Consider the following 19,159-nt stretch of genomic DNA (forward strand, 5'->3'; position numbering starts at 1 on the left):
AACCGGGCGTTATCGGGTTATCAACTTGCCAGCGCATCGTCTAAGGTAAGCCAATGACCGAAGAAACCGCCCCCACTCAACAACTGCTCGACCTGCTACGTACCGCGCCCGAAGGGCTATCGGAGTACGAGCTGTTGCTGCGCCTGAGTCGCTGGCAAGGCGGCGATGAGCGCCTGCCGACCGACACGCTTGAACTGTTTCGCAGCCACTTTCTGCTGTTCCACACGCTGTACCGGCTGCGTGATCAGTTACATGCAGAACGCCAGGCTTCTTTACAGATCAGCCCACTGTGCATTCGCTTGCTGCCTTATCAAGGTACCGAAAGCGCGCTGAGTGAGCGCGAGCCGCTGCGCGACTATTACCTGGACCTCACCCATCTGCGCGATACCGGTGCGGACGACGTCGACAAGATGCTCGGCGCTTTCTGGATGCGCCTGCAAGGCGCCGAAGACAAGCAGCACGCGTTAGCCACCCTGGAGCTCGACGAGCAGCAAGGCACGCTCGACCTGGCAGCCATCCGCCAGCGCTATCGCCAACTGGTCAGCCTGCACCACCCGGATCGCGGCGGTTGCACACAGCAGCTGCAACGCATCAACAGCGCCATGGAAACCTTGCAGCGTTACTACCGCTGAGCGTCTACCACTCGGCTCTTCGCCCTGCAGAAGAGGCTGATCTACGGCATAATCGCCGCCAGTTATCGGCCTTCGTAGCGACCATGTCCGACCAGATTCACGCCCGCGTCGAAGCCTGCTATCAGCAGGCAGAAATTTTTTTCAAACGCCCTTTCACACGCCCGCAGGTTAGCTTCAAGCTGCGCGGGCAGAAAGCTGGCGTGGCACATCTCACCGAAAACAAACTGCGCTTCAACCCGCAGCTTTACCGTGAGAACCAAGAGGACTTTCTACGCCAGACTGTCGCCCACGAAGTGGCGCACCTGATCGCTCATCAGCTATTTGGCCTGAGCATTCAGCCCCATGGCGAGGAATGGCAATTGATCATGCGCGGCGTCTACGAGCTACCGCCGCACCGCTGCCACAGCTATGACGTGAAACGCCGCCAGGTTAGCCGCTTCATCTATCGCTGCCAGTGCCCGCAAGGTGAGTTTCCGTTCTCAGCGCAGCGCCATGCGCTGGTGGCAAAGGGACGTCGCTACTTCTGCCGGCGCTGCAAAATCACCCTGCAGTTCACCGGCGAGCAGCGCATCGAGTAGGCTCAGCCGTTCAAACGCTGAAATGCAAGCAACAATGCCTTGCTGAGATCCACGCTGGAAAACTTGGTCAACACGTCGTTGGCGCCTACTGCACGGGCCTTCTCGGTGTTCATGGTGCTGTCCAGCGAGGTGTGCAGCAGCACGTAAGTTTCGCTGAGCACGGCGTCCTTGCGAATCTGCTGAACGAGGGCATAGCCATCCATTTCAGGCATTTCAATGTCGGAGACCAGCACCTCCACCGGCCGCCCCTCCTGCCGCGCAGCGTTCAGCACCTCCAAGGCACTCGCCGCGCTACGCACGGCCTGGCAATCGAGGTCGAGCTTGCGCAGGGTGATCAACGTCTGTTGCAAGGCGACTTGGGAATCATCGACCACCAGTACGCGCCGCCCTTGCAGTAAGCGGCGTTCTTCGACGCTAAGCAGCTCTTCGTTGACTTCCTCGAGCGGCGCCGGAGCGATCTCATGCAAGACCTTCTCGATGTCGAGAATCTGCACAATCTTGCCTTCGATCTGCGTCACGCCGGTGATGAATGCACGCGAACCCGCGCCCGAAGGCGGCGGGCGAACATCACGGGTTGAGCACTGCACGATACGCTCGACACTGTGCACGTGCAGGCCCTGCCGCGAACGGCTCAGCTCGGTAACGATCAGGCAGCCTTCCTGATCGTCAGCGCCGCCACGCTCGCCAATCGCGCGGGCCAGGTCGATGACTGTCAGCGCCGAGCCACGTAGCGTTGCCACGCCACGAACGTGCGGATGGCGGCTGGGCATCTTGGTCAATGCGGGGCAAGGGATGATCTCATTGACCTTGAGCAGATTGATGCCCAGCAGGCGGCCGTTGTGTAAGCGGAACAACAGCAGCGACAACGCATCGCCGAGCACCATGTTCATTGACGTGACTCCCCATTTCCAAAAATAAAAAAGTGGCCCGGCTGCAATAGCGCCAGGCTCATCGCTCTAGTGGCAATCGGTCAGCCCAGAAAAGAAGCAACCTGCGGCGCATCGAACGGCCAATGCAGCTCTGCGCCAGTATCGGTGCGCCGCAGCACAGGAATGACCAGAGCATAACGCTCCAGCAATCCTGGCACCTCAGCGATATCCACAAGCTCGACCAACAGACCGTTTTCTACGAACGGCATCAACACGGCCTCTGCGTAATCACACAGGTGGCAGCCGAGGGTGCCAAGCAACTGGCATTCAGGCAGCATGGTTGAAGGAGCCTGTTAAGTGATGAAGGCCGTATTCTAGCACCTCACCTCCCCCGGCTTAGGCCTTCTCACCACCCTCGCTGCCTGGCGGCGTGAGCGTCGAGTTCAACAGCCCCTGCAGGCCGTCGAGCAAACGCCCATTTACCTGCTCGGCCTTTTCCAAACGACCGGAATCAAAGCGCTCATCCAACGAGAATCCGCCTTTGAGCAGATCCTGCAGCAAGCCCTTGCCATCGCTGACCCAGGCATCGGCCGTACGCAGGGCGTCGAGCAAACCCTGAGCGTAATCGGTGAGCGCACCATTGGTAGCGCTGGCAGGCTGACCGCCCTCATTGGAGACCGACCCATAGGTGTCGGTAGCCTGACGCACGCTGGTCTGGGTTAGCCGTAGCGACATGGAGGCCAGCTGCGAGCTGTCCATATCAAGCGCCATGGCGCGGTCGAAAGCACCGGCCATATCACCCGAATAGAAGGAGTTGGACAGATCCTGAACCTGGCTGAAGAGTTTCCCCAGCGCGGCCTTTTCCTCATCATCCAGCTCGCCCTCGACCTCCACCTGCCAACCGCCGATCTGCAGGCTGCCGGACTGACTGCCCGAGCCTTCGGTACGTGACCAGGCAGCAGAGGCCTGGGCAACCGATACGCGCAGGCGATCGCCGTCACGGGTAGTGATATTGAGCTCGAAGCTTTCTGCCACGGCAGCGAAGCGATCACTGGAGGTTGGCGTAACGCCGCCGCTGCCACCAGTGGCCGGCGCCGCGCCATATAACTTGTCGAGGCCGGCGAAGCCCTGCTCGATGCGTTTGAAGGTGTCGTCGATATCCGCGGCGACCTTGTCCTTGAGCAAGCCCATACCGTCGAGAATCTTGCTCGCCTCATCAAAGCCTTTCTGTACGCCAGAGCGAGCCTGATCCAGAAGCTTCTGTAACTTCTCCGGGTCAGCCCCGGAAGCGGCTTCACTTTTCAGCCGCTGCTCGACAAAGCCCATTACGCGATCGGCGACCTTCTCAGGGGAGAAGTCGTCCTGCTTGGCATTCAACGAGCCTGGCGGCAGGCCAAGGCGCTCGGCGAGCCGGTTGGATAGCGCGGCCTGAGCGTCGGCCGCGTTGCGAATGGTGGGCTGTCCGCCGATTTGTGGCGAGCGGCCTGTCGTATTGGTCGACAGCGGGATGGAAATAGCCATGGCAAGTCACCGAAACGGAGCGTGTTCAAGGTTGACGGCAGCCCCCGGTAAAAGTTTAGGGCTAGCCGTCAGACAATCGCCCGGACGGTTCCCCGCTTAGTCCTGACTCACCGCACCGATCTTGTGTATCGACAGGTCGGCGCCGTAATACTCCTGCTCCTGGCTCAGGCGGATGCCGACCAGCATCTTGAGTATCCCGTAAACAGCGAAACCACCGAGCAGCGCCACAACCACGCCGGCCAGACTGCCTACCAGCTGGCTGCCAAGGCTTACACCACCCAGTCCACCCCACAATGGCTGGCCGAAGATGCCGCAGGCGATGCCACCCCATACACCGCATAAGCCATGCAGCGGCCAGACGCCGAGCACATCATCGATCTTCCATTTAACCTGGGTCGCAGTGAAAGCCCATACGAACAGCGCGCCGGCGATGGCGCCGGTGACCAACGCACCTACCGGATGCATCAGATCGGAGCCGGCGCAGATGGCTACCAGCCCAGCCAAGGGGCCGTTGTGCAGGAAACCAGGGTCGTTGCGTCCGACGATCAGCGCCGCCAGGGTGCCGCCAACCATCGCCATCAACGTGTTGACTGCCACCAGACCGCTGATGCTGCCCAGGGTCTGGGCACTCATCACGTTGAAGCCGAACCAGCCGATGATAAGGATCCATGAGCCCAGCGCCAGAAACGGAATGCTCGATGGCGCCATGGCCACCAGCCGACCATCGCGGTAGCGGCCATCACGGCGACCCAACAAGATGACGGCCGCAAATGCCAGCCAGCCGCCAACGCCATGCACCACCACGGAGCCGGCGAAGTCATGGAACGGCGCGCCAAACTGCTCCTGCAGCCTGGCCTGAAAACCGAAATTGCCGTTCCAGATCATGCCTTCGAAAAACGGATAGACGAAGGCGACAATCAACGCCGTGGCGCACAGCTGCGGGCCGAAGCGCGCGCGTTCTGCAATCCCGCCGGAGATGATCGCCGGGATCGCGGCCGCAAAGGTCAGCAGGAAGAAGAACTTCACCAGCGCATAGCCGTTGCCGTCGATCAGGACGCTTGCCGGGTGCAAAAAACTCACGCCATAGGCGATCCAATAGCCGACAAAGAAATAGGCCACGGCGGAGATAGCGAAATCCGAAAGGATTTTCGACAAAGCGTTGACTTGGTTCTTCTGCCGCACCGTACCGACTTCCAGAAAGGCGAAGCCGGCGTGCATGGCCAGCACCATGATCGCGCCAATCAGGATGAACAGCGTGTTGGATCCATGAATCAGGGTTTGCACGGCACTGTCGAGGTTTTCCATCGAAGCACAGACTCCAGAGCGAAAAGCACCAAAAGAGAACGTCAGTCTTTCAAAAAGCACCAACACGAGGCATGCACTCAATCAGCAACTCGCACTTATCGAAGGCGGAGCGTCTCCCTGTCGCTCCAAAACATCGCTCTAATCGAACTTATTCTTTAATTATCAAATGGTTAATGACGCACAAATTAAATGCTGGCAATCACGAGAAGCACCATGACTAGGCATTTAGGCTGGCAACGCAGCTCGCCAATGCAATGCCTATGCCCTAAAACTTGGAGATAGCGTCTGCGAACGACAGATAGAGTGAACCTGCCGTTGGCCCACCACTCGAACCCCTTACACCGCCTCATACCTACAGGAGATTGATCAATGGCCCGCCCACTTCCTACGCGCCCAGCCACTCCCGCTAATAAAGAGGAGCTGCTCGAGGAGTTCCAGGCACTGGTACGTGATACCGAAACCCTGCTGCAGCACTCGGCCAGCCTGGTCGGTGATCAGGCAGAAGAACTGCGTGCGCAGATCCGTGACAGCCTGGGCCGCGCTCGTTCGACCCTGAAGAACACCGAGGAAAACGTCGTGCAGCGTGGCAAGGCCGCCGTTGGCGCAACCGAGGACTATGTGCAGACCCATCCTTGGCAGACCATCGGCATTGCCGCCGGTATTGGTATACTGATCGGCATGCTCATTAGCCGACGTTGATCAGGACAGCACATGGATGACAGCCAGACAGCAGCACCTCCCAGCCGCGGCCCTTCGCCGCGGCGCCTGGCCGGTGCGCTGCTCGGGCTGGTTCATGGTCATGTCGCGCTGTTCAGCGAAGAGCTCAAGGAACAGCAATCGCGTACCGTCACCCTGCTGATCCTGACAGGTCTCTGTGTACTGTTCGGCCTCATGTTAATCATCGGCGTGTCGACCGCCCTGCTGATCTTTTTCTGGGACACCCACCGCATTCCCGTTATCAGCCTCCTTTGTCTGCTCTACGCAGCGGGGCTGTTCGGCTGCGGCTGGAATCTCGTTCAGCGCATGCGCAATGCACCTGCGCCATTCAGCGCCAGCCTCGAAGAATTGGCGCGTGATCGGGAGCAATTACTGCCATGAGCGACAAGACCTCAACCCAGGAATTACGCAAAACCATGCTGCGCCTGCGCCTGGAAATGCATCGCCAGGAAATTCGCCATGAAGCCCTGGTCATCCTGCAGCCTCTGCAAAAAGCCAAGGATTTCGGCACTCACTGGCGCCAGGAACTCAAAGGGAGCAATGCACCCATATGGATCACGGGCGGTGTTTTTGCCCTGACGGTTCTAGGGATGCGTGGCGGTCAATGGCGCCGCTGGTTACGCATGGCACTGGAGGCCTTTCCAGATCTACGAAAGCGCTCGACTGCACCTGAAAGCGAAAAGCCATCAGCGGCGACTGATAAATCCTGAAGCTGGCCACGTTCTTGCTTGAAAGAGCAGTTAAAAGCCAGGCTTAGTTCTGGCATTACTGCCCCTCTCTACTAAGGATGTGCCTGGTGCTCGACGGTCAACCTGTCGCCGTCTTCCAACCTTTCATCGATACCGCCAACGGGCAAATCGCTGGCGTCGAGGCGCTGGCCCGCTTGCGTGATGCGCACGGGCGCCTGCATTCTGCTGGCCCCTTGTTCGCCGACCCGAAAACACCACCTGCGGCGCTGCGCCGGCTAGACCGGGCGATTCGCGAGCAGGCGTTCGCGCGCTTTCATGCTGCCCCTGCCCACTGGTTTCTGAGCGTCAATATCTCCCCTCGCTGGATCGGCCGCTTGCGTCCCGAACAGGCGCTGCCAAGTCTCAAGCAACTGGCAAGCAGCGGCATAGACCCACAGCGCGTGGTATTCGAGATCACCGAGCTGGGCGGTGCCAGTTCACGACTTGCCGCCGTGGCCGCTCGCTACCGCGAAGCCGGAGTGCGCATCGCCATCGACGATTTTGGTGCAGGCTATTCGCAGCTCGACCGCGTCCTCGCACTGCGCCCCGATATTCTCAAACTCGACATGCGCCTGTTTCAGGAGGCTGCCCGTGGCGGGCCCAGTGGAGAAGTGGTCAAGGCGCTGGCCCTGATGGCAGAAAAAACTGGCTGCTGGATCATCGCCGAAGGCGTGGAAACCGAGGCCGAACTGCATTTCGCACTGGAATGCGGCGCCCGTTTTGTACAGGGTTACCTGTTCGCCAAGCCAGAAATCGAGTTTTTTGATAGCAACGCGTTCGTCGAGCACTTCGCCAGGTTGCGCGACGCCTATGTGCAGAAGAAGCTCGCCGAGCGCATGCGTCTGATGGCGCTGCGCAGGCAACTCGCCGAACTGTTCACCCAGCTTAAAAGCGACACTCAATCGCTCGCGCCCGCGGTAACGCCGGCTTCTTTTCCGTGGCTGCTGCGCCTGTACCAATGCGACAGACATGGTACCCAGATCACACCAAACCTCGAATGGCGTGATGGCAGGTGGCAAGCCGACGATCGCTACCTGGGCCATAACTGGTCGTGGCGCCCCTACTTCTATCAGTTGCTCGCCGAAGGCTGGGACGAACGCCGCCTGATCCTGTCCAACACCTACCGCGACGCCACGACCAACCAGTATTGCCTGACCGCCGGGCAGTTCATCGATGACGGCGCGCGCCTGCTGCTCGTCGACATCGACGCCAGTGGACTTTAGTGGATGTGGCCTTGCAGTTGCCCGAATGAACAGGGAAGCTACAGGCATCCGCCCGTGCGGCTCCGCTGGCAAGAGCGCACATCTTTGACCCGCAGTATCCGGTAAAGGAAACACGCTTGGATTGGCAAACCCTGCTCACCCGTGAACGTCTTGGCAAACCGGCGCCCAGTGCCGATGAACTGGGCCGCAGCCCCTTCCACAAGGATCACGACCGGATCATTTTCTCCGGTGCATTTCGCCGCCTGGGCCGCAAAACCCAGGTGCATCCGGTGTCCAGCAACGATCACATCCATACCCGCCTGACTCACTCGCTGGAAGTTAGCTGCGTAGGCCGCTCGCTGGGCATGCGTGTCGGCGAAATGCTGCGCAGCGAGCTGCCGGCCTGGTGCGAGCCAAGCGACCTGGGCATGGTGGTGCAGTCCTCGTGCCTCGCCCACGACATCGGCAACCCGCCGTTCGGCCATTCCGGCGAAGATGCGATCCGTCACTGGTTTCAGCAGGCTGCCGGGCGCGGCTGGCTCGACGCCATGAGCGATGCCGAGCGCGGCGACTTTCTCAGTTTCGAAGGCAACGCTCAAGGCTTTCGGGTACTCACCCAGTTGGAATACCACCAGTTCGATGGTGGCACGCGGCTGACCTACGCGACCCTCGGTGCTTACCTCAAATACCCATGGACATCGCGGCACGCCGAAGCCCTGGGCTATAAAAAGCACAAGTTCGGCTGTTACCAGAGCGAGCTGCCGCTGCTCGAACAGATCGCCAGCAAACTTGGCCTGCCGAAACTCGAAGAGCAACGCTGGGCGCGCCATCCACTGGTGTATCTGATGGAGGCGGCAGACGATATCTGCTATGGCCTGATCGACCTCGAAGACGGCCTGGAAATGGAGCTGCTCGACTACGCGGAAGTGGAGTCGCTGCTGCTCGACCTGGTCGGTGATGACCTGCCGGAAACCTATCGGCAACTCGGCCCGCACGATTCGCGCCGGCGCAAACTGGCGATCCTGCGTGGCAAGGCCATCGAACACCTGACCAACTCGGCGGCCCACGCGTTCGTCGAGCAGCAGTCAGCCTTGCTGGCAGGCACGCTGGAGGGGGACTTGGTCGAGCACATGCACGGCCCGGCCAAGAACTGCGTACAGGCCGCCAAGGCGATGGCCCGGGAAAAGATCTTTCAGGACAAACGCAAAACGCTGCACGAGATCGGCGCCTACACCACCCTGGAAATTCTCCTCAATGCCTTTTGTGGGGCGGCCCTAGAACAGCACGGCGGCCGTACACCGTCGTTCAAGAACCGCCGCATCCTCGACCTGCTGGGCCATAACGCACCCGACCCGCAGTGGCCGCTGTATCGCTCCTTCCTGCGCATGATCGACTTCATCGCCGGCATGACCGACAGCTATGCCACGGAAATGGCGCGCGAAATGACCGGCCGCTCGAGCCCGGTCTGAGGATGCGCCAGGTGTTCAGGCAGTTGTTCAGCTGGCACGCCGGGCCTCCCGCCTGGGGGCCAGCCGTGGTAGCGGGCCTGGGCTGTGCACTGCCACTGCTGCTTGGCCTGTTCAGCGCTCACCCGGGGTTCCTGTGGGCCTCGGTCGGCGCTTTCCAGGCGGCCCAGGCCAACCCGCTGCACCGCTTCGGCATGTTGCGCATGCTGCTGCTCACCGGCCTCGGTGCCTGCAGCGCCGGGCTGGGCTTTTGGTCCGCAACCCATCCGCTGATCAGCCTGTCGCTGTTCGCCGCTTTCGGTTTGCTACTCGCCTGGTTGCAGCGCTATGGCACCGAGGCCGGCAAGCTGGGCATCGGCCTGACCGTATGCCTGTGCCTGGGGCAAGGCCAATACGGCAGCAGCATGCTGAACAACCCCAACGCCATCGCCATGCTGTTCATGCTCGGCGGGCTATGGGTGATGTTATTGGCATTCGGCCTACGGGGCCTGCACGGCCTGCGCATGTGGCCGCACATGCCGCGCCTGATCAGCCTGCTCAAGGTGCTGCGCCGCCACGCTGGGCGCCAATCACGCCAGCAATGGGGCTTGTATGCACTGGGCTGCACGGTGGCCGTGTCACTGGCGGGGGTGATCGTCAACCTGGCGCATCTGCAGCGTGGTTACTGGTTGACTCTGGCCGTAGTCACCACCTTGCAACTGGAGTTCAGAGGCAGCCTGGTGCGCGCGCTGCAAGCGAGTATGGCCAGCCTCAGCGCGGCGGGCTTGCTGATTCTGTTCGGCCACAGCCTGCAGAGCCCACCGTTGATGGTCGCCATCATGCTGCCGCTGATCATGCTCAGCCGCGCCTTGCAGGCCAATCACTATGGCCTGTTCGTTTTGCAAACGACGGTTTGCTTCGTGCTCTTGGCCGAGAGCCTGGCCAAGGACTGGCATCTACCGCAAGTGCGCTTGTTCAACGTCACACTGGGTATCGTGCTAACACTGTTCATCGCCCTGCTGATGCATGGCCTGCGCCACTGGCTGGATAACCGCAGTGCGGCAAAACAACAGCCGCCAATCGCGGACGAGCAGTTACCCTCGCGCGAATCACCAGAAGCCTAAGCGTTACCGCCAGGGTGATGATCGGCAGGACAAATGAAAAGGGCCTCGAATGAGGCCCTCAGTGGATCAGGAAGCGGAGTTGATCTCTTTTTCCGGGTACCACACATCGAGCAGCGGGCTGACATTAAAATCGACCAGCTCGGAACGGCTCTTGAGCCAGGCTTCCACAGCTGCACGTTGCTCTTCGCTGACCGAGCCACGTTCGGCCAGGCAAACCAGACCGTAGTCATCGCCGCCAACATAGCCCAGGCCGTTGGCAGTCATCGCGTCGCTCAGGAAAGCATCGAGGAAGGCGTCGACGGCTTCGTCGCTCAGGTCTTCCTTGAAGTTCAGGTTCAGCTCGAAACCCAGCTCCTGAAACTCATCCACACAGAGTTTCTTGCGCAGACGACGGGAACGATTGGTAGCCATGGGTATAAATTCCTTGCAGAGTGATAACGCGCGGCACTCTACCAGTTTAGTGACGACGATGCCCGCCAACCGACAAAAATCCCAGCGCCAAGGTGCCGCTATCGGCAATGCGCATACCCGCTGACCGTCGGCCATAAATTCCTGTAATCACCGCCATTGGCGGTCTGGTCATAGGGCATAATGCGCGGCATTGTCCCAAACCGCTGTGGGAGCTCGTAATGCGATTTTCCGTTGTACCCGCTGTCCGGAGGCTGCGCATCCTCCGCCCTCTGGCCCTCGCCTGCCTCGTTCTGCCAACCACCCTGCCCGCTTATGCAGCCACCAATGCCACCCTTCCGGAAAGCGTGGCGAAAAGCCTGAAGGCCAACAAGATTGGCCAGCAGTCACTGTCGGTAGTCACCCTGCCACTCAGCGGGCCGGGCAATGGCACCATTTTCAACGCCGACGTGTCGGTGAATCCGGCATCGACCATGAAGCTGGTCACCACCTTCGCGGCACTGGAACTGCTCGGCCCGACCTATCAATGGAAAACCGAGTTCTACACTGATGGCCAGCTCAAGGACGGCGTGCTCAACGGCAACCTGTACCTCAAGGGTGGCGGCGACCCCAAGCTGAACATGGAAAAGCTCTGGCTGATGCTGCGTGACCTGCGCGCCAATGGCGTGCGCCAGGTGACGGGTGATCTGGTGCTCGACCGCAGCCACTTCGTGCAACCGGATCTGCCCGCTTTCAATGACGACGGCGGCGATGCCAACAAGCCTTACCTGGTCACCCCCGACTCGCTGCTGGTCAACCTCAAGGCGCTGCGTTTCATCGCCCGCGCCGAGAACGGCAAGGTCACTGTGGCCGCCGAGCCGCCGCTGGCTGGTTTGAAACTGGACAACCAGGTAAAGGTACTCAAAGCCGGCAAATGCCCAGCCTGGCCCGATGTGCGCTACAACCCGGTCAAGGAGTTCGATGGTACTCGGGTAATCGTCACCGGCCAGTTGACCGATGGCTGCAGCGCCCAGACCTACCTGTCGCTGCTCGATCACCCCGCCTATGCCGCTGGTGCGGTTCGGGCGATTTTCAGTGAGCTGGGCGGCACCATCCTCGGTAAGGATCGCCAGGCCGAAGTACCGAAGAGCGCGACTCTGCTGGCGCGCGCCTTCTCGCCGGACCTGGTGGAGATCATCCGCGACATCAACAAATACAGTAACAACACCATGGCCCGGCAGCTGTTCCTCAGCATCGGCGCGCAGAACCGCAACGAAGCCGATGTCGACGATGCCCATGCCGCGCAACGGGTAATCCGCGCCTGGCTGGCACGCAAAGGCATCACCGCGCCGCAGCTGGTGATGGAAAACGGTTCTGGGTTGTCTCGTGCAGAGCGCCTGAGCGCGCGGGAAATGGGCAAAATTCTGGAAGCAGCCTGGAAGAGCCCGTACGCCGCCGAGTTCATCAGCTCGATGCCGATCGTCGCGCTGGACGGCACCATGCGCAAACGCTTGCGCAACACGCCAATGGCCGGCCAGGCACACATCAAGACCGGCACTCTCAACAATGTGCGTGCCATCGCTGGCTTCAGCCGCGACAGCAACGGCAATACCTGGGCAGTGGTCGCCATCCTCAACGACCCGAAACCCTGGGGCGCCTCGGTGATCCTCGACCAGGTACTGCTCGACCTTTATAAGCAGCCGAAAAACACCGCCCGATAAGCGCTAAGAACCTGTTCACGATCTAGCGAGCTAGAGCCATAAAAGGCAAAAACAGGCGAGGAAGCGGAGTTTACGAGCTGTAAATGAGCATTCCGAGCCTGTTTTTAACGCAGTAGGGCCGACGCGCAGCAGATCGTGAACAGATTCTAAGGTAGCCCGCATCGAGCGCAGCGATACCCGGGAAGCCAGCCTGGGTATCGCTACGCTCAACCCAGGCTCGGCTGTAACAGACTTACTTGGCCATCAACTTCCAGGCGCGGTGGATCTTGGCGTTGCGCGCGAAGTCTGGATCGAGGGTGTCTGCGGTGATTTCTTCGACTTGATAACGCGACGGCAGCTGCTCATCGAGCAGGAACTTGCGGAAGTTGTTTGAGAAGTACAGCACGCCGCCGGGCGCTAAGCGCGCCATGGCCATGTCCAGCAACTGGACGTGATCACGCTGCACATCGAACACACCTTCCATGCGCTTGGAGTTCGAAAAGGTCGGCGGATCGATGAAGATCAAGTCGTACTCGCCACGATCATCAGCCAGCCAGCTCATCACGTCGCCCTGCTCCAGACGGTTCTTGTCCGAGAAACCGTTGAGCGAGAGGTTGCGCCGCGCCCAGTCCAAGTAGGTTTTCGACAGATCGACGCTGGTGGTGCTGCGCGCGCCGCCTTTGGCTGCATGCACGCTGGCCGTGGCGGTGTAGCAGAACAGGTTAAGGAAGCGCTTGCCTGCGGCTTCCTTCTGTATGCGCAGGCGCAGCCGACGGTGGTCGAGGAACAGTCCGGTATCAAGGTAATCGGTCAGGTTGACCAGCAGCTTGATGCCGCCCTCCTTCACTTCCATGAACTGACCTTGCGCAGCCTGACGCTCGTACTGCTTGGTGCCGCTCTGGCGCTCGCGGCGCTTGATCACTACCTTGTTCTTGTCGATACCCAAGGCCTGTGGAATCGCTGCCAGTGCATCGAACAGGCGCGCCTGGGCCTTTTCCGGGTCAATCGACTTGGGCGCGGCGTATTCCTGCACATGTACCCAGTCGTGGTACAGGTCGACGGCCAGGGAGTACTCGGGCATGTCGGCATCGTAGAGGCGGTAGCAATCGACGCCTTCGCGGCGCGCCCACTTGCCAAGCTGCTTGAGATTTTTCTGCAGGCGATTGGCGAACATCTGCCCGCCCTCGCTGAGGCGTGCCTGCTCGACGGGCGCCGGTGCCGGCTTGATCGGATTGCCGTTTCGATTGAGCTTCGGCGCCTCGGCCTGCAGCTCGTTTTGCTCGCGTTCGCGCTCACGCTGCTCGGGTGTGCGGCGCTCGCCAGTGACGAACTGCTCGGGCTGTACTTTGATCAGCAGTAGTTTGCACGGCAATGCACCGTTCCAGAACGAATACTGCTTGTGGCTGCGAATGCCCATGCGCTTGCCCAAATCGGGCGCACCGGTGAACACCGCCGCCTCCCAGCCCATGCACGCCTGGCGCAGACGCTCACCAAGGTTCTGGTAGAGGTACAGCAGGCTCGCCTCGTCACCCAGGCGCTCGCCGTACGGCGGGTTGCTGATGACCAGGCCTTTCTGGTTCTGATCCGGGCGCGGCTCGAAGGTCGCCACTTCGCCCTGATAAACCTTGATCCAGTCGCTAAGGCCCGCGCGGTCAATGTTATTACGCGCAGGCTGAATCAGCCGCGGGTCGGCTTCGTAGCCGCGAATCCACAATGGCGGCTTGGCCATACCGGCCGCAGCACGCTCTTCAGCCTCGGTACGCAGGCGAGTCCAGGTAGCTGGCACATGGCCGAGCCAATTGCTGAAGCCCCACTGCTCGCGCGTCAGGTTCGGCGCGATGTCGGCAGCGATCATCGCCGCCTCGACCAGGAAGGTGCCCACACCGCACATCGGGTCAGCCAGCGCGCCGCCTTCGGCAGCAATGCGCGGCCAACCGGCACGAATCAGCACGGCTGCCGCCAGGTTTTCCTTCAACGGCGCGGCGCCCTGCTGCAGGCGATAACCGCGTTGGTGCAGGCTATGGCCGGAGAGATCCAGCGAAAGGATTGCTTCGCCGCGATCCAGGCGCAGGTGCACGCGCAAATCCGGATTGAGCTTGTCCACCGACGGGCGAGTGCCATCGGCCTGGCGCAGTTTGTCGACGATAGCGTCCTTGACCTTTAAAGCACCGAAATGGGTGTTGTCGATGCCCGAACCATTGCCACTGAACTCCACTGCCAGGCTGCCACTGGGCTCCAGGTGCTCGAACCAGTCGACATTGAGCACACCTTCATAAAGGGTCTCCGCATCGCGCACCGGAAAACGCGCCAGCACCAGCAGCACGCGGTTCGCCAGGCGTGACCACAAGCACAGGCGATACGCCGTTTCCATGCTGGCCAGGCCGCGAATTGCGGAGGTGTGCTCGCGGGCATCGCCCAGGCCCAGTGCCTTGGCTTCCTCAAGCAACAGGCCTTCGAGCCCCTTGGGGCACGTGAGGAAGAGTTCGTTATCGTCCGACATCAGAAATCCAGTGCCCGAAGGCGGTAATGGGTTTGGCCCAGTGGTGGGCGCAACCAAAAATAAGTGACAAGAAGTCGCAATGCGACCCTTCGTCTGAATAAATTACAGCTGCAATCGATAGCCATTCACGATGGCAAAACACCAGCAGCGTTCACGTAACCCGCCAACAGAGCGGGCTTCAGCCAGATCAGCGACTATCGCCAATCGAGCTTATGGCTTCACCCTCAAAAGCGTTACGTCCTTATGACAAATTGATCATTCACAGTGGGTCGTGCATTCGATAGAAATCTACCCAGGCCGTCGTTGCAACGATGACGGCACAGGAGGCTCGCGACGCCGGCAGCGGACTCCATGGCAGACCTTCTGCCTGACCTTCTAGAGGTCTACGGGACATAACAGTCAACAAGTGAGGGCAACACCCTATGAGAAGACTTAAGCGTGATCCGTTAGAAAAAGCATTTTTGCGCGGCTATCAGTACGGTATCAGTGGTAAATCCCGCGAGCTGTGTCCTTTTACTCTTCCGTCCGTGCGTCAAGCCTGGCTCAATGGCTGGCGTGAAGGCCGCGGTGACAACTGGGACGGTTTGACCGGCACTGCCGGTATTCATCGACTCAACGAACTTCGAGCTGTCGGCTAAAGCCAAGGACCTACCGACTTCACCAAGCACGCTCCATCCGAGCGGCGGGCGTGAGCCCAGGGGCTCCCTAAGGGAGCCCTTTTTATTGCCCGTGATTCAGCGCCGCGCCGCGGCGATTGCGTCCACCGCCTCGCGAATCAATGCCGGCCCTTTATAGATGAAGCCCGAATAGATCTGCACCAGGCTCGCACCAGCTGCGATCTTCTGCGCGGCATGCCGCCCTTCGGTAATGCCGCCCGCCGCAATGATCGGCAGGCGCCCGCGCAACTCACCTGCCAGCACACTGACCGTGTGCGTGCTCTTGTCGCGAACCGGAGCACCGGAAAGCCCACCGGCCTCATTGGCAAATGCCAGGTTCTCGACGCCTTCACGGCTCAATGTGGTGTTGGTGGCGATGACTGCATCCATGCCGCTTTCCAGCAGCGCCGCCGCCACTTGCACCGTTTCTTCATCGGTCATGTCCGGCGCGATCTTGATCGCCAGCGGCACGCGTCGGCCATGGCTCAACGCCAGCTCGTTCTGACGTTTATGCAAGGCATCGAGCAGCTGCTTGAGCGAATCGCCAAACTGCAGGCTGCGCAGCCCCGGTGTATTCGGCGAGCTGACATTGACCGTAATGTAGCTGGCGTGGGCGTAGACCCTGTCCAGGCAGATCAGGTAATCGTCCACCGCCCGCTCGACTGGCGTATCGAAGTTCTTGCCGATGTTGATACCCAGCACGCCACTAAACTTGGCAGCCTGCACGCGGGCCAGCATGTGATCGACGCCATGGTTGTTGAACCCCATGCGATTGATGATCGCCTCGGCCTCAGGCAGGCGAAACAGACGCGGCTTGGGGTTGCCCGGCTGCGGACGCGGCGTGACCGTACCGATCTCGACGAACCCGAAACCCAGCCCGGCAAACCCGTCGATGGCATCGCCGTTCTTGTCCAGCCCGGCAGCCAGGCCAACTGGATTGGGGAACTGCAGCCCCATCACCGTCACCGGCAGGCTACTCGGCGCCTTGGTCAGGCGCCCGGTCAGGCCCAAACGACCAGCCGCACCGATCAGGTCGATGGACAGCTCGTGGGAAGTTTCCGGGGACAGTTTGAACAGCAGCTCGCGGGCCAGGTTGTACATGGGCAGGCTTAGCTCGGCAGTGGCGAAATCGAAAGGCGCGAATTATAGCCGGCCAAGTGTCCGCGTAGCGAGGGTTAGAGCCTGTTCACGATCTCGCGAGCTAGAGCGATACAAGGGCAGGCGCCCCCGACTAGGCGCCCCCGCAAAAACACGCGAGGAACGGACTGGGCTCGCATGCGAGTTTACGACTGGTAAATGAGCATGACTCGCTTTGCTCGCTCCTCCGGAGCCGCACCAAGGTGCGTTAGCCGCAAGCGGCTTTCCGACTAGGCTAGCAATCTAGTTTGTTTTCAACGTAGGAGCGCCGGCGCGAAGCAGGTCGTGAACAGGTTCTTAGGGCAAGCGGCGCAGGCTGAGCAGTTCACCGGCATCGTTGAATTGCAGCTCGAATGAACCATAGATACCGGCGTGGGTCAGAAACGTCCGGAAATGATGGGCAGGAATACTGACCCGACGACCGTCGCGGCTGACCGCCTGAATGCGGTTGGCACGCCCTTGATAGACCGCCTGCAGACGGTCTGCAGGTAACGCGATATCCAGAACCAGGCTGGCCATGGAGGCTCCTTGCAAATGAATGAACGGATTCTGACACAGTACCGAACGGCCGGAGCCCAGCAGCCGGGCATTTCTGCCACACAGAGGACATTCTGTACTGAGGGTCGTGCAAGTCATTGCCGGCTCTGCCACACTGCGCCAGGCACCCAGACGTACGCGAGCTGCCATGAGCCTGCCTGAACAGCCCAGCCCCCTAACCTCACGCCTGGCCGCATTGGCCCAGCGAGTGGGTTTGCTTGGCCGTGGCTGCAAGCCGATCTTCGAGCGTGCCAGCCAGCTGCAGCTGCCGTTCTCCGCTATCCCGCCCTTTGGCGACACGATCTGTTGGCTCGGCGGCCCGCCGCTGCAGCGCCTCAAGGATCTGCCGCGTAGCGCATTGTCAGGCCCGGTGCAGGAAGACAAGGCCGACGCCCATGCGGCGCTGATCAATCTAATCGAGGTCGAGCACCGTTATCTGGAGCAGCTCGATCTGCGTCTCGTAGACAGCCTGGTGCACTGCGATGGCAGCTACGGCAGCCTGGAGGATTACGCCGCCAGTGACGCATGCAGGCATATCCGTATCATCAGCTATCGCGACTTCCTCAAGAACCTGAGCAAGGCGCTGCCCGAATACCCTCATCAAAGCCTCGAACTGTTTCATGCCCAGTGGCGTGGCGAACGGCTGTTCTGGGCAGGCGATTCGAATCCCGAAGCCTTTGCCAGCGCAGTGGCTTATGCGCGGCTGCGCGGCCTGGAAATTACTCTGCCAGCCCATGTCACTTACTACCGCATCAGCCCTCAAGGCCTGCTTGATCTGGAGCAGGGCTACCATGCCCTGGCCATGCCCTGCGCAGCCTGGAGCGATGCCGGCTTTATGCAGCTGCTGATGGAGCACGAGGTGCCCTATGCGCGCCTGAGCTTGCTGCGTACGCCCGGCTCTCCCGAGTTTCTGCTGCTGCCCAAACAGTCGCCGCAAGCCTGTGCGCTGGGCGAAGGTCTGCTGCAGGCAGGCGCCCCAGACATGCTGCGCTATGTGCGCGAGTTAAGCTGACCGACAGCTTTTGTAACCACTTCGCTGGGACACGCACGGCGACCTGGGGTCAGTCTTTGCTCCCCTCTTTATCTGGAGCATCGCCGTGCGCATTGCCCTCGCTTCTTTGCTGATCGCAGGCAGCCTGCCTGCCCTTGCCGCCGAAACACCACGCTATGGCGCCGAGTTGCAGGGGTTCGATTACCCCCATGAAGTCAAACGCTTCAACCTAGAATCGCAAGGTGTTTCGTTGCAGATGGCCTACATGGACATGCAGCCCAAGAACGCCAATGGCCGCACGGTACTGCTGATGCACGGCAAGAACTTCTGCGCCGCAACCTGGGAAGGCAGCATCAAGGCGCTAAGCGACGCCGGTTACCGCGTGATAGCGGCGGATCAGATTGGTTTCTGTAAGTCCAGCAAGCCGACGCGTTACCAATACAGCTTTCAGCAACTGGCTAGTAACACCCACGCATTGCTCAAACAGATCGGCGTCGACAAGGTGACCATCATGGGTCACTCCATGGGCGGCATGTTGGCCACCCGCTACGCCCTGCTCTACCCCGATCAGGTCGAGCAACTGGTGATGGTCAACCCGATCGGCCTGGAAGATTGGAAGACTCTTGGCGTGCCTTACCTGAGCGTCGACCAGTGGTACCAGCGCGAGCTGAAAACCACCGCCGAGGCCAGCCGCAACTACCAGAAGAACACCTACTACGCTGGCCAGTGGCGCCCCGAGTTCGATCGCTGGGTCGACATGCAGGCGGGCATGTTCAATGGTGACGGCAAAAAGATCGTCGCCTGGAACTCGGCGCTGACCTACGACATGGTCTATACCCAGCCGGTGGTCTACGAATTCTCCCAACTGAAAATGCCTACCCTGCTGCTAATCGGCGAGCAGGACAACACCGCCATCGGCAAGGACGCGGCGCCCGAGGCGATGCGCAGCAAGCTGGGAGACTACAAGGCGCTGGGCCCGACCACTGCAGAGCGTATTCCCGATGCGACGCTGGTGACCTTCCCTGATCTTGGCCACTCGCCGCAGATTCAGGAACCCGAGCGCTTCCATAAGGCGTTGCTCGATGGCCTGGCCACCGCCAAGCCCCAGGCTTCAACCGGCAACTGAGTTC

General features: G+C 60.6%; 20 protein-coding genes. 12 read left to right on the top strand and 8 right to left on the bottom strand.

What is annotated here, in order from left to right; all coding sequences use genetic code 11:
- Positions 1–53 precede the first annotated feature (53 nt).
- Positions 54–632 carry a DNA-J related domain-containing protein gene (locus BUC40_RS20480; RefSeq protein ID WP_073268286.1) on the top strand — a complete coding sequence of 193 codons (579 nt, stop codon included), beginning with the start codon at positions 54–56 and terminating at the stop codon, positions 630–632.
- Positions 633–715: 83 nt separating this feature from the next.
- On the top strand, positions 716–1,210 hold the full coding sequence (locus BUC40_RS20485; protein WP_073268288.1) for a SprT family zinc-dependent metalloprotease: 495 nt from the start codon (positions 716–718) through the stop codon (positions 1,208–1,210).
- A gap of 2 nt (positions 1,211–1,212) precedes the next feature.
- Here the strand turns inward: BUC40_RS20485 and BUC40_RS20490 are convergent, their stop codons facing one another.
- From BUC40_RS20490 to BUC40_RS20505, 4 genes are all read right to left on the bottom strand, one after another.
- A complete protein-coding gene (locus BUC40_RS20490; RefSeq protein ID WP_073268290.1) occupies positions 1,213–2,100 on the bottom strand; it encodes a chemotaxis protein CheV in 888 nt (295 codons plus the stop codon).
- An 80-nt stretch (positions 2,101–2,180) separates the two neighbouring features.
- Positions 2,181–2,417, bottom strand: coding sequence for a glutaredoxin family protein (locus BUC40_RS20495; RefSeq protein WP_073268292.1), 237 nt, complete (start codon positions 2,415–2,417; stop codon positions 2,181–2,183).
- A gap of 58 nt (positions 2,418–2,475) precedes the next feature.
- Positions 2,476–3,600 (bottom strand): DUF5610 domain-containing protein, encoded by a 1,125-nt coding sequence (locus BUC40_RS20500; protein WP_073268294.1) that lies wholly within the window; start codon positions 3,598–3,600, stop codon positions 2,476–2,478.
- A 96-nt stretch (positions 3,601–3,696) separates the two neighbouring features.
- Positions 3,697–4,905 carry an ammonium transporter gene (locus BUC40_RS20505; RefSeq protein ID WP_073268296.1) on the bottom strand — a complete coding sequence of 403 codons (1,209 nt, stop codon included), beginning with the start codon at positions 4,903–4,905 and terminating at the stop codon, positions 3,697–3,699.
- Between the two features lie 369 nt (positions 4,906–5,274).
- On the opposite strand from BUC40_RS20505, the gene BUC40_RS20510 reads away from it, so the two are divergent.
- From BUC40_RS20510 to BUC40_RS20535, 6 genes are all read left to right on the top strand, one after another.
- Positions 5,275–5,604 (top strand): ElaB/YgaM/YqjD family protein, encoded by a 330-nt coding sequence (locus BUC40_RS20510; protein WP_073268298.1) that lies wholly within the window; start codon positions 5,275–5,277, stop codon positions 5,602–5,604.
- A gap of 12 nt (positions 5,605–5,616) precedes the next feature.
- Positions 5,617–6,003 (top strand): phage holin family protein, encoded by a 387-nt coding sequence (locus BUC40_RS20515; protein ID WP_073268300.1) that lies wholly within the window; start codon positions 5,617–5,619, stop codon positions 6,001–6,003.
- Positions 6,000–6,332, top strand: a complete 333-nt coding sequence (locus BUC40_RS20520; protein WP_073268302.1) for a hypothetical protein — start codon at positions 6,000–6,002, stop codon at positions 6,330–6,332. Before BUC40_RS20515 ends, BUC40_RS20520 begins: the two co-directional genes overlap by 4 nt.
- A gap of 86 nt (positions 6,333–6,418) precedes the next feature.
- On the top strand, positions 6,419–7,573 hold the full coding sequence (locus BUC40_RS20525) for an EAL domain-containing protein (RefSeq protein WP_073268304.1): 1,155 nt from the start codon (positions 6,419–6,421) through the stop codon (positions 7,571–7,573).
- A gap of 116 nt (positions 7,574–7,689) precedes the next feature.
- The gene (locus BUC40_RS20530) at positions 7,690–9,021 is read left to right on the top strand and encodes a deoxyguanosinetriphosphate triphosphohydrolase (RefSeq protein ID WP_073268306.1); all 1,332 of its coding nucleotides are present in this window, start codon (positions 7,690–7,692) and stop codon (positions 9,019–9,021) included.
- A gap of 2 nt (positions 9,022–9,023) precedes the next feature.
- Positions 9,024–10,121: an FUSC family protein gene (locus tag BUC40_RS20535; protein ID WP_073268308.1), complete on the top strand. Its 1,098-nt coding sequence runs from the start codon at positions 9,024–9,026 to the stop codon at positions 10,119–10,121.
- A gap of 66 nt (positions 10,122–10,187) precedes the next feature.
- On the opposite strand, the gene BUC40_RS20540 is transcribed toward BUC40_RS20535, so the two are convergent.
- Entirely contained in the window at positions 10,188–10,532 is a 345-nt protein-coding gene (locus BUC40_RS20540; RefSeq protein WP_073268310.1) for a YggL family protein, read from the bottom strand.
- Positions 10,533–10,750: 218 nt separating this feature from the next.
- Between BUC40_RS20540 and dacB the strand changes: the two genes are divergently transcribed.
- A complete protein-coding gene (gene dacB, locus BUC40_RS20545; protein ID WP_073268312.1) occupies positions 10,751–12,229 on the top strand; it encodes a D-alanyl-D-alanine carboxypeptidase/D-alanyl-D-alanine endopeptidase in 1,479 nt (492 codons plus the stop codon).
- A 232-nt stretch (positions 12,230–12,461) separates the two neighbouring features.
- On the opposite strand, the gene rlmKL is transcribed toward dacB, so the two are convergent.
- Entirely contained in the window at positions 12,462–14,708 is a 2,247-nt protein-coding gene (gene rlmKL, locus BUC40_RS20550) for a bifunctional 23S rRNA (guanine(2069)-N(7))-methyltransferase RlmK/23S rRNA (guanine(2445)-N(2))-methyltransferase RlmL (protein ID WP_073268314.1), read from the bottom strand.
- 422 nt (positions 14,709–15,130) lie between these two features.
- On the opposite strand from rlmKL, the gene rmf reads away from it, so the two are divergent.
- Positions 15,131–15,346 (top strand): ribosome modulation factor, encoded by a 216-nt coding sequence (rmf, locus tag BUC40_RS20555; protein ID WP_073268316.1) that lies wholly within the window; start codon positions 15,131–15,133, stop codon positions 15,344–15,346.
- A gap of 96 nt (positions 15,347–15,442) precedes the next feature.
- On the opposite strand, the gene BUC40_RS20560 is transcribed toward rmf, so the two are convergent.
- Together BUC40_RS20560 and BUC40_RS20565 are read right to left on the bottom strand one after the other, a co-directional pair.
- The gene (locus BUC40_RS20560; RefSeq protein ID WP_073268317.1) at positions 15,443–16,465 is read right to left on the bottom strand and encodes a quinone-dependent dihydroorotate dehydrogenase; all 1,023 of its coding nucleotides are present in this window, start codon (positions 16,463–16,465) and stop codon (positions 15,443–15,445) included.
- A gap of 333 nt (positions 16,466–16,798) precedes the next feature.
- Positions 16,799–17,020, bottom strand: coding sequence for a DUF2835 domain-containing protein (locus BUC40_RS20565; protein ID WP_073268319.1), 222 nt, complete (start codon positions 17,018–17,020; stop codon positions 16,799–16,801).
- A gap of 166 nt (positions 17,021–17,186) precedes the next feature.
- Here BUC40_RS20565 and BUC40_RS20570 point away from each other — a divergent pair, with 166 nt between their 5' ends.
- Positions 17,187–18,050, top strand: a complete 864-nt coding sequence (locus BUC40_RS20570; protein ID WP_073268321.1) for a DUF6685 family protein — start codon at positions 17,187–17,189, stop codon at positions 18,048–18,050.
- Between the two features lie 79 nt (positions 18,051–18,129).
- Positions 18,130–19,155 (top strand): alpha/beta fold hydrolase, encoded by a 1,026-nt coding sequence (locus tag BUC40_RS20575; RefSeq protein WP_073268323.1) that lies wholly within the window; start codon positions 18,130–18,132, stop codon positions 19,153–19,155.
- Positions 19,156–19,159: the final 4 nt, after the last annotated feature.

This window comes from Phytopseudomonas punonensis (genome assembly GCF_900142655.1).
Lineage (GTDB): Bacteria > Pseudomonadota > Gammaproteobacteria > Pseudomonadales > Pseudomonadaceae > Aquipseudomonas > Aquipseudomonas punonensis.

Coding starts and splice junctions, on each gene's coding strand:
- rlmKL (WP_073268314.1), bottom strand. CDS start 14,708: ATGTCGGACGATAACGAACTCTTCCTCACGTGCCCCAAGGGGCTCGAA.
- BUC40_RS20485 (WP_073268288.1), top strand. CDS start 716: ATGTCCGACCAGATTCACGCCCGCGTCGAAGCCTGCTATCAGCAGGCA.
- BUC40_RS20515 (WP_073268300.1), top strand. CDS start 5,617: ATGGATGACAGCCAGACAGCAGCACCTCCCAGCCGCGGCCCTTCGCCG.
- BUC40_RS20540 (WP_073268310.1), bottom strand. CDS start 10,532: ATGGCTACCAATCGTTCCCGTCGTCTGCGCAAGAAACTCTGTGTGGAT.
- BUC40_RS20490 (WP_073268290.1), bottom strand. CDS start 2,100: ATGAACATGGTGCTCGGCGATGCGTTGTCGCTGCTGTTGTTCCGCTTA.
- BUC40_RS20520 (WP_073268302.1), top strand. CDS start 6,000: ATGAGCGACAAGACCTCAACCCAGGAATTACGCAAAACCATGCTGCGC.
- BUC40_RS20495 (WP_073268292.1), bottom strand. CDS start 2,417: ATGCTGCCTGAATGCCAGTTGCTTGGCACCCTCGGCTGCCACCTGTGT.
- BUC40_RS20565 (WP_073268319.1), bottom strand. CDS start 17,020: ATGGCCAGCCTGGTTCTGGATATCGCGTTACCTGCAGACCGTCTGCAG.
- BUC40_RS20560 (WP_073268317.1), bottom strand. CDS start 16,465: ATGTACAACCTGGCCCGCGAGCTGCTGTTCAAACTGTCCCCGGAAACT.
- BUC40_RS20535 (WP_073268308.1), top strand. CDS start 9,024: ATGCGCCAGGTGTTCAGGCAGTTGTTCAGCTGGCACGCCGGGCCTCCC.
- BUC40_RS20570 (WP_073268321.1), top strand. CDS start 17,187: ATGAGCCTGCCTGAACAGCCCAGCCCCCTAACCTCACGCCTGGCCGCA.
- rmf (WP_073268316.1), top strand. CDS start 15,131: ATGAGAAGACTTAAGCGTGATCCGTTAGAAAAAGCATTTTTGCGCGGC.
- BUC40_RS20510 (WP_073268298.1), top strand. CDS start 5,275: ATGGCCCGCCCACTTCCTACGCGCCCAGCCACTCCCGCTAATAAAGAG.
- dacB (WP_073268312.1), top strand. CDS start 10,751: ATGCGATTTTCCGTTGTACCCGCTGTCCGGAGGCTGCGCATCCTCCGC.
- BUC40_RS20480 (WP_073268286.1), top strand. CDS start 54: ATGACCGAAGAAACCGCCCCCACTCAACAACTGCTCGACCTGCTACGT.
- BUC40_RS20505 (WP_073268296.1), bottom strand. CDS start 4,905: ATGGAAAACCTCGACAGTGCCGTGCAAACCCTGATTCATGGATCCAAC.
- BUC40_RS20500 (WP_073268294.1), bottom strand. CDS start 3,600: ATGGCTATTTCCATCCCGCTGTCGACCAATACGACAGGCCGCTCGCCA.